Origin of the sequence: Roseicyclus amphidinii (assembly GCF_030163755.1) — a bacterium.
Classification (GTDB): domain Bacteria; phylum Pseudomonadota; class Alphaproteobacteria; order Rhodobacterales; family Rhodobacteraceae; genus Roseicyclus; species Roseicyclus amphidinii.
This window is the reverse complement of sequence record NZ_JASJOE010000109.1, coordinates 1-6154: the sequence shown is the minus strand read 5'-3', so window position 1 is coordinate 6154 and position 6154 is coordinate 1. Positions and strand designations below refer to the sequence as shown.

The window sequence follows — 6154 nt, the reverse complement described above, 5'->3', positions numbered from 1 at the left end:
GCGCCGGCGGCGGCGCGGACCAGATCGCGCGTTTCCTGCAGTCGGTCGCCGAACGCTACGACCTGACCAACCGCCCGCTGGTGCCGACGAACCGCGGTGTCGGCGATATAGGCGTCGAACGCCGCCCGGTCCTCGAACGGCTCTCGGTAGATGTCCCACTGGCGCGCCGTGACCAGCGGATCGAGCGCGCCCGCGACATCGGCCGGGATCGCATCGGCCAGCGGCAGGGCGACCTCATGCGCGCGGGGCGGCTTGCCCGCGGCAAGCTCCTCGACCACGTCGCGCCAGAACTGCAGACGCATCTCGGCGATCAGCGGCTCGTCGGTCACCCAAGGCGCGCGGCTCACCTCGATGTTGAAGGCATAGAGCGGAAACAGCACGCGCCGTGCCGCGACGGGTGCGGCCATGGTCGCGCGGAAGCGGTCGGGGTCGCCGCGGGCGACGAGATCGGCGCAGGCCTGCAAGCTCATGACGGGCGCACCACGGACAGCAGGTATCCGGTTTCCGCCTTGTGCGCGCGCCAGCCCGCGATCTCGGCCTCATGGGCCGCGATCACCTCGAGCAGGCGGGCATCGGCACCGCGGCGCAGCTTCCTCAGCCGGTCCTGCATCGGGCGGAAATAGCTCTCCCACGCGATGTCCGAGATCACGCGGGTCGCCACCGTCTCGAACCCCGCGGCGGTGACCTGTGCGGCGATGCCCTGCGCATCGGTCAGGCGCGCGTAGCCTTCCCAGAAGGCGATGGCGCCTTCGGAGGGCGCGTCGGTGAAGAGGCACGGCTCGGAAAAGGCGATGGCGCCGCCCTCGGCCAAGGCCCCGCGCCACGCGGTCAGCGCCGTCTCGATGCCCACGAAATAGACCGCGCCCGCCGACCAGATGAAATCGAAAGGCCCCTCGGGCGTCAGGTAGTCGCCGGTCAGAAGCGTGACGCGCGCATCCTTGCCCCAGCGGACGCGCGCCGCTTCGATGAAGGGGGCGTGCGTGTCGATGGCGGTCACATGGCCCCGCGCGGCCACGCGCAGGAGCGCGCCCAGATCGCCGCCCGGACCGCAAGCCGCATCGAGGATGCGCACGCGCGAGGTCAGCCCTGCGACCTCGGCCGCCCATGCCACGTCCGCCGTCTCGCCCGGCCCTTCGCGCGGCAGGTCGGCATGGACGGTGAAGAACGCCTCAGGGTCCCAACCGCTCATGACGGCGGTGCCCCGTCGCGCACCAGTTTCCAGGTGATCGCATCGAGCAGCGCCTCGAAGCTCGCGTCGACGATATTGGCCGAGACCCCCACCGTGGACCAGCGCCGCCCCGATCCATCCTCGCTGTCGATGATGACGCGGGTCACGGCCTCGGTCCCGCCTTGCGTGATGCGCACCTTGAAATCGACGAGGCGAATGTCGTCGATATAGCCCTGGTAGGGCCCGAGGTCCTTGGCCAGCGCCTTGGAGAGCGCGTTGACCGGGCCGCGGTCGGTGCCCTGCGCGTCCATGCTTTCGCTGACCGAGAGCATCTTCTCGTCGCCGATCTTCACCACCACCACGGCCTCGGACAGGCTGACCATCTGGTCGCGCTTATTCTTGCGACGCTCGACCGTGACCTTGTAGCGCTTCACCTCGAAGAACCGCGGCAAGATCCCCAGCGCGCGCCGCGCGATCAGCTCGAAACTGGCCTGCGCGGTGTCGTAGGAATAGCCCTGGTCCTCGCGCGCCTTGATCTCGTCGAGGATCGCGGGCAGCGCGGGGTTGTCCTTTTCCACCTCGATCCCGGCCTCGGCGAGGCGGCGGCGCAGGTTCGACTGCCCCGCCTGGTTCGACATCGGGATGATGCGCGCATTGCCGACCAGCGCGGGGTCGATGTGCTCGTAGGTGGCGGGGTTCTTGACGATGGCCGAGGCATGCAGCCCCGCTTTGTGCGCAAAGGCCGAAGCCCCGACATAAGGCGCCTGCCGATGCGGCACGCGGTTGAGGATGTCGTCGAGCATGCGCGAGACGCGGGTCAGGTCGCGCAGGGCATCGGGGCTGATGCCGGTCTCGAAGCGGCTGGCATAGGGGGCTTTCAGAAGAAGTGTCGGGATCAACGTGGTGAGATTGGCGTTGCCGCAACGCTCGCCCAGCCCGTTCAGGGTCCCCTGGATCTGCCGCGCGCCCGCCATGACGGCGGCAAGGCTGCCCGCGACGGCGGTCTCGGTGTCGTTGTGGGTGTGGATGCCCAGCCGGTCGCCGGGAATGCCCGCCGCGATGACGGCGGCGGTGATCTCGCCGATCTCGGGCGGCAGCGTGCCGCCGTTGGTGTCGCACAGCACCACCCAGCGCGCGCCCGCGTCATGGGCGGCGCGCAGGCAGTCGAGCGCATAGCCGGGGTTCGCCTTGTAGCCGTCGAAGAAATGCTCGGCGTCGAACAGCGCCTCGCGCCCCTGCGCGACGCAATGCGCGACCGAGGCGCGGATGCTCTCGAGGTTCTCCTCGAGGCTGATCCCCAGCGCATCGGTGACGTGGAAGTCATGCGTCTTGCCGACAAGGCAGACGGCGGGGGTGCCCGCGTTCAGGACGGCGGCGAGCACGTCGTCGTTCTCCGCCGAGCGCCCGGCGCGCTTGGTCATGCCGAAGGCGGTGAGGGTGGCGCGGGTCGTGGGGGCGGCCTCGAAAAACGCGCTGTCGGTCGGGTTCGCGCCGGGCCAGCCGCCCTCGATGTAATCGAGGCCGAGGGTGTCGAGCGCCTGCGCGATGCGGCTCTTCTCGGGGGTGGAGAACTGGACGCCCTGCGTCTGCTGCCCGTCGCGCAGCGTGGTGTCGTAGAGGTAGAGCCGGTCACCCATGGCGCGCCCCCTGAATTTTCGTACGAAAATTCACATGATGCGGATTTTCGTACGAAAATCCGGTGTGCGCGCGCAGGGTCATCACAGCCCCTCCAGCTTGGAGGGGTCGAAGCCGGGTCCGGGGATCAACTCGACGCCCTCCTTGGACATGCGCACCTCGACGCCTGCGGCGATGAGGGCGGATTTGAGGGCGTCGACCGGGGAAAAGTCCTTGGTTTCCATCGCGCCGGAGCGGGCGGCTGCAAGGTGCTCCGCAAGGGATGCGAGCCGCGCTTCGTCTTCCGACGCGACCATCCCTTTCAGGACCACGAACCCCGACAGGTCCCCGAAACCAAGGAGGTCCAGGCCTGCGCGCAACCCCGCGGTGTCGCCCTCTCTTGCAAGCGCATGAAGTGCGGCGATGGCACCGGCGGTGTTGAGATCGCTTGCCAGTTCGATGACTGCGGCGTCCGGCGTGTCGCCGGCAGTCACATCTTGAACCAGCGCCGCCCATTTGGTCAGGACGCGTTCCGCCTCCTCCCGCTTCTTCTCCGTCCAATCCATCGGCTTCGAATAATGCGTCCCGAGCATCACAAACCGGATCACCTCGCCCGGCACGCCCTGGTCCAGCAGATCGCGCACGGTGAAGAAATTGCCCAAGGACTTGGACATCTTCTTCCCCTCGACCTGCAGCATCTCGTTGTGCAGCCAGATCTGCGCCATCCGCTCGGTCCCGTTGGCGCAGCAGCTTTGGGCGATCTCGTTCTCGTGGTGCGGGAACAACAGGTCATTGCCGCCGCCGTGGATGTCGAAGACCTCGCCCAGGAGCGCCTTGGACATGGCCGAGCACTCGATATGCCAGCCGGGCCGCCCGCGGCCCCAGGGACTTGCCCACCCCGGCAGATCGTCGGACGACGGCTTCCACAGCACGAAATCCATCGGGTCTTCCTTGAAGGGCGCGACCTCGACCCGCGCGCCCGCGATCATGTCGTCGACCGACCGGCCCGAGAGCCTGCCATAAGCCTCGAACGACCGGACGCGGAAGAGCACATGGCCCTCGGCCTCGTAGGCGTGGCCCTCGGCCACCAGCGTCTCGATCATCGCCACCATCTCGGCGATGTAATCCGTCGCCCGCGGCTCATGATCCGGGCGCAGGATACCCAGCGCGTCCATGTCGGCGTGATACCAGCCGATCGTCTCCTCGGTGATCTCGCCGATGCTGCGCCCCGCCTCGGCCGCGCGCGCGTTGATCTTGTCATCCACGTCGGTGAAGTTGCGCACGTAGACCGGCGGTGCCCAGCCGTTTTCCGGCGAGACATGGCGCAACAGCCGGTAGAGCACGTCGAAGACGATGGAGGGCCGCGCGTTGCCCAGATGCGCGCGGTCATAGACCGTCGGGCCGCAAAGATACATGCGCACGCCCTTGGCGGGGTCGAGCGGGGTCAGCGGCTCGACCATGCGGCTGCGGGAGTTGCGGAGGCGAATCTCGACCATGGGGCAAGCCTTCTTCACGGGACCGACGTCCGGCGCCGGGGGCCTATCAGCTTGCGGGTGTGTTGGAAACCACGAGATGACCGGGCCGGCGACGGGGTGTCAGCGGCCAATACAGGGAAACGGGATCGGGGTGATCGCGCGGGTCATGCGTGCAGCCTGCCGCGCGGGGCGGAAAATCGCAAGCCTCCCCTTTGACACCGCCTCTCGCATACCGTTGTATATGAAAACGATGCGGGAGGAATTCGTAGATCGCCATTGTCGCGCCCTGCCGCGCGCGGAACGGGACCACCCTTTCGGTCCCGAGACCGTGGTATGGAAGATCAACGGCCACATGTTCGCCTGCTACACCGAGCATGGCGAAGGCGTGTCGCTGCGCACCTCGAACATCACCCGCTCGCTGGCCGTGGTCCGCAAGAGCCGGCCCGCCTCGGCCCCCTACCAGACCGGCGGCGACTGGATCGTCCTGCCGTGGGAGACGCCCCCCGAAGAGCTGCGGCTGCAGCTGATCGAAAGCTACAACCTCGTGCGGCGCGCATGGCCCGAAGGAGCGAACGGCGACGGCGACGGCGACGGCGATACCGATACCGCTGGCGGCAGGGCGGACGGCAACGGGGACAGCTGACTTGCACCCGCCCCGCGGGCGTGGCTTGCTGCGTCCTGCACCCCTGCCCGGCCGGAGCCTTGCCCATGCCCACCCCCTCGACCCGCATCACCACCCTGACCGGCAGCGACGGCGACGGCTGGGAGATCTTCTACCGCGCCCGCGCGATGAAGGCCGCGGGCGAGCCGGTGCTGGAGCTGACCATCGGCGAGCATGACATCGGCACCGCGCCCGCGATCCTCGACGAGATGCACCGCGCCGCGCGCGCGGGGCACACGGGCTATGCCGCCGTGCCGGGGATCAGACCGCTGCGCGAGGCCGTCGCCGCGCGGTTGGGCGCGCAGCACGGGCGGGCCTATGGCCCGGACAACATCCTGATCGTGCCCGGCGGGCAGGCGGGGCTTTTCGCCGCCCATCACGCCGCCTGCGACGAAGGCGACCGCGCGCTTCTGATCGACCCCTATTACGCCACCTACCCCGGCACGATCCGCGCCGTGGGCGCGGTGCCCGTGGCCGTCCCTGCCCTGCCCGATGCGGGCTTTCAGCCCGATCTGGACGCGCTGGCCCAAGCCGCGCCGGGGGCGCGGTCGCTTCTGGTCAACTCGCCCAACAACCCCACGGGTGCTGTCTATTCCGACGCCAGCCTCGAGGGGATCGCGCGGATCGCGCGAGAGGCCGATCTCTGGGTGATCTCGGACGAGGTCTATGACAGCCAGGTCTGGGCCGGGCGGCATCGCCCGATGGCAAGCCTCAAGGGGATGGAGGGGCGGGTGCTGACGGTGGGGTCGCTGTCGAAAAGCCACGCCATGACCGGCAGCCGCCTTGGCTGGGTCGCGGGCCCGGAGGAGGTGGTGGCGCATCTGGTGAACCTCGCCACCCACACCACCTACGGCGTGCCGGGCTACATCCAGGAAGCGGGTCTCTTCGCGCTGTCGCAAGGCCCCGAGGCCGAGGCGGCGGTCGCGGCCCCGTTCCGGCGGCGGCGGCAGATCGTGATGGACCGGATCGCGGGGCATCGCGTGTTGCGGGCGGCACCGCCCGAGGGGGCGATGTATGTCATGCTCGACGTGCGGGGCACGGGGCTATCGGGCGACGGCTTCGCCGCCCGCCTGCTCGAGGAGGAGCGCGTCGCGGTGATGCCGGGCGAAAGCTTCGGCCGCGCGGCGGCGGGGCATGTGCGCGTGGCGCTCACCCTGCCCGACGAGGCCTTTGCGCAGGCCATCGACCGGCTGGTCGCCTGTGCCGAGCGCATCGCGGCCGCGCCGGGGCGCGGCG

General features: G+C 69.3%; 6 protein-coding genes. 2 read left to right on the top strand and 4 right to left on the bottom strand.

Translation table 11 applies throughout. The features are described 5' to 3' along the window. From QQK83_RS18575 to cysS, 4 genes are all read right to left on the bottom strand, one after another. Positions 1-470 (bottom strand): squalene/phytoene synthase family protein (locus QQK83_RS18575; RefSeq protein WP_284266838.1); only part of this gene is annotated, 470 nt, incomplete at its 3' end. Further along, entirely contained in the window at positions 467-1189 is a 723-nt protein-coding gene (locus QQK83_RS18570) for a class I SAM-dependent methyltransferase (protein WP_284266837.1), read from the bottom strand. The genes QQK83_RS18570 and QQK83_RS18575, both read right to left, overlap by 4 nt. After that, on the bottom strand, positions 1186-2805 hold the full coding sequence (cimA, locus tag QQK83_RS18565; protein ID WP_284266836.1) for a citramalate synthase: 1620 nt from the start codon (positions 2803-2805) through the stop codon (positions 1186-1188). Before cimA ends, QQK83_RS18570 begins: the two co-directional genes overlap by 4 nt. A gap of 81 nt (positions 2806-2886) precedes the next feature. Continuing rightward, positions 2887-4278 (bottom strand): cysteine--tRNA ligase, encoded by a 1392-nt coding sequence (cysS, locus tag QQK83_RS18560; RefSeq protein ID WP_284266835.1) that lies wholly within the window; start codon positions 4276-4278, stop codon positions 2887-2889. Here cysS and QQK83_RS19400 point away from each other — a divergent pair. After that, the gene (locus QQK83_RS19400; protein WP_349816249.1) at positions 4196-4900 is read left to right on the top strand and encodes an MmcQ/YjbR family DNA-binding protein; all 705 of its coding nucleotides are present in this window, start codon (positions 4196-4198) and stop codon (positions 4898-4900) included. The two genes, cysS and QQK83_RS19400, sit on opposite strands and share 83 nt — an antisense overlap. 65 nt (positions 4901-4965) lie before the next feature. Continuing rightward, the coding region (locus QQK83_RS18550) for a pyridoxal phosphate-dependent aminotransferase (protein ID WP_284266833.1) at positions 4966-6154 on the top strand (1189 nt) is incomplete at its 3' end.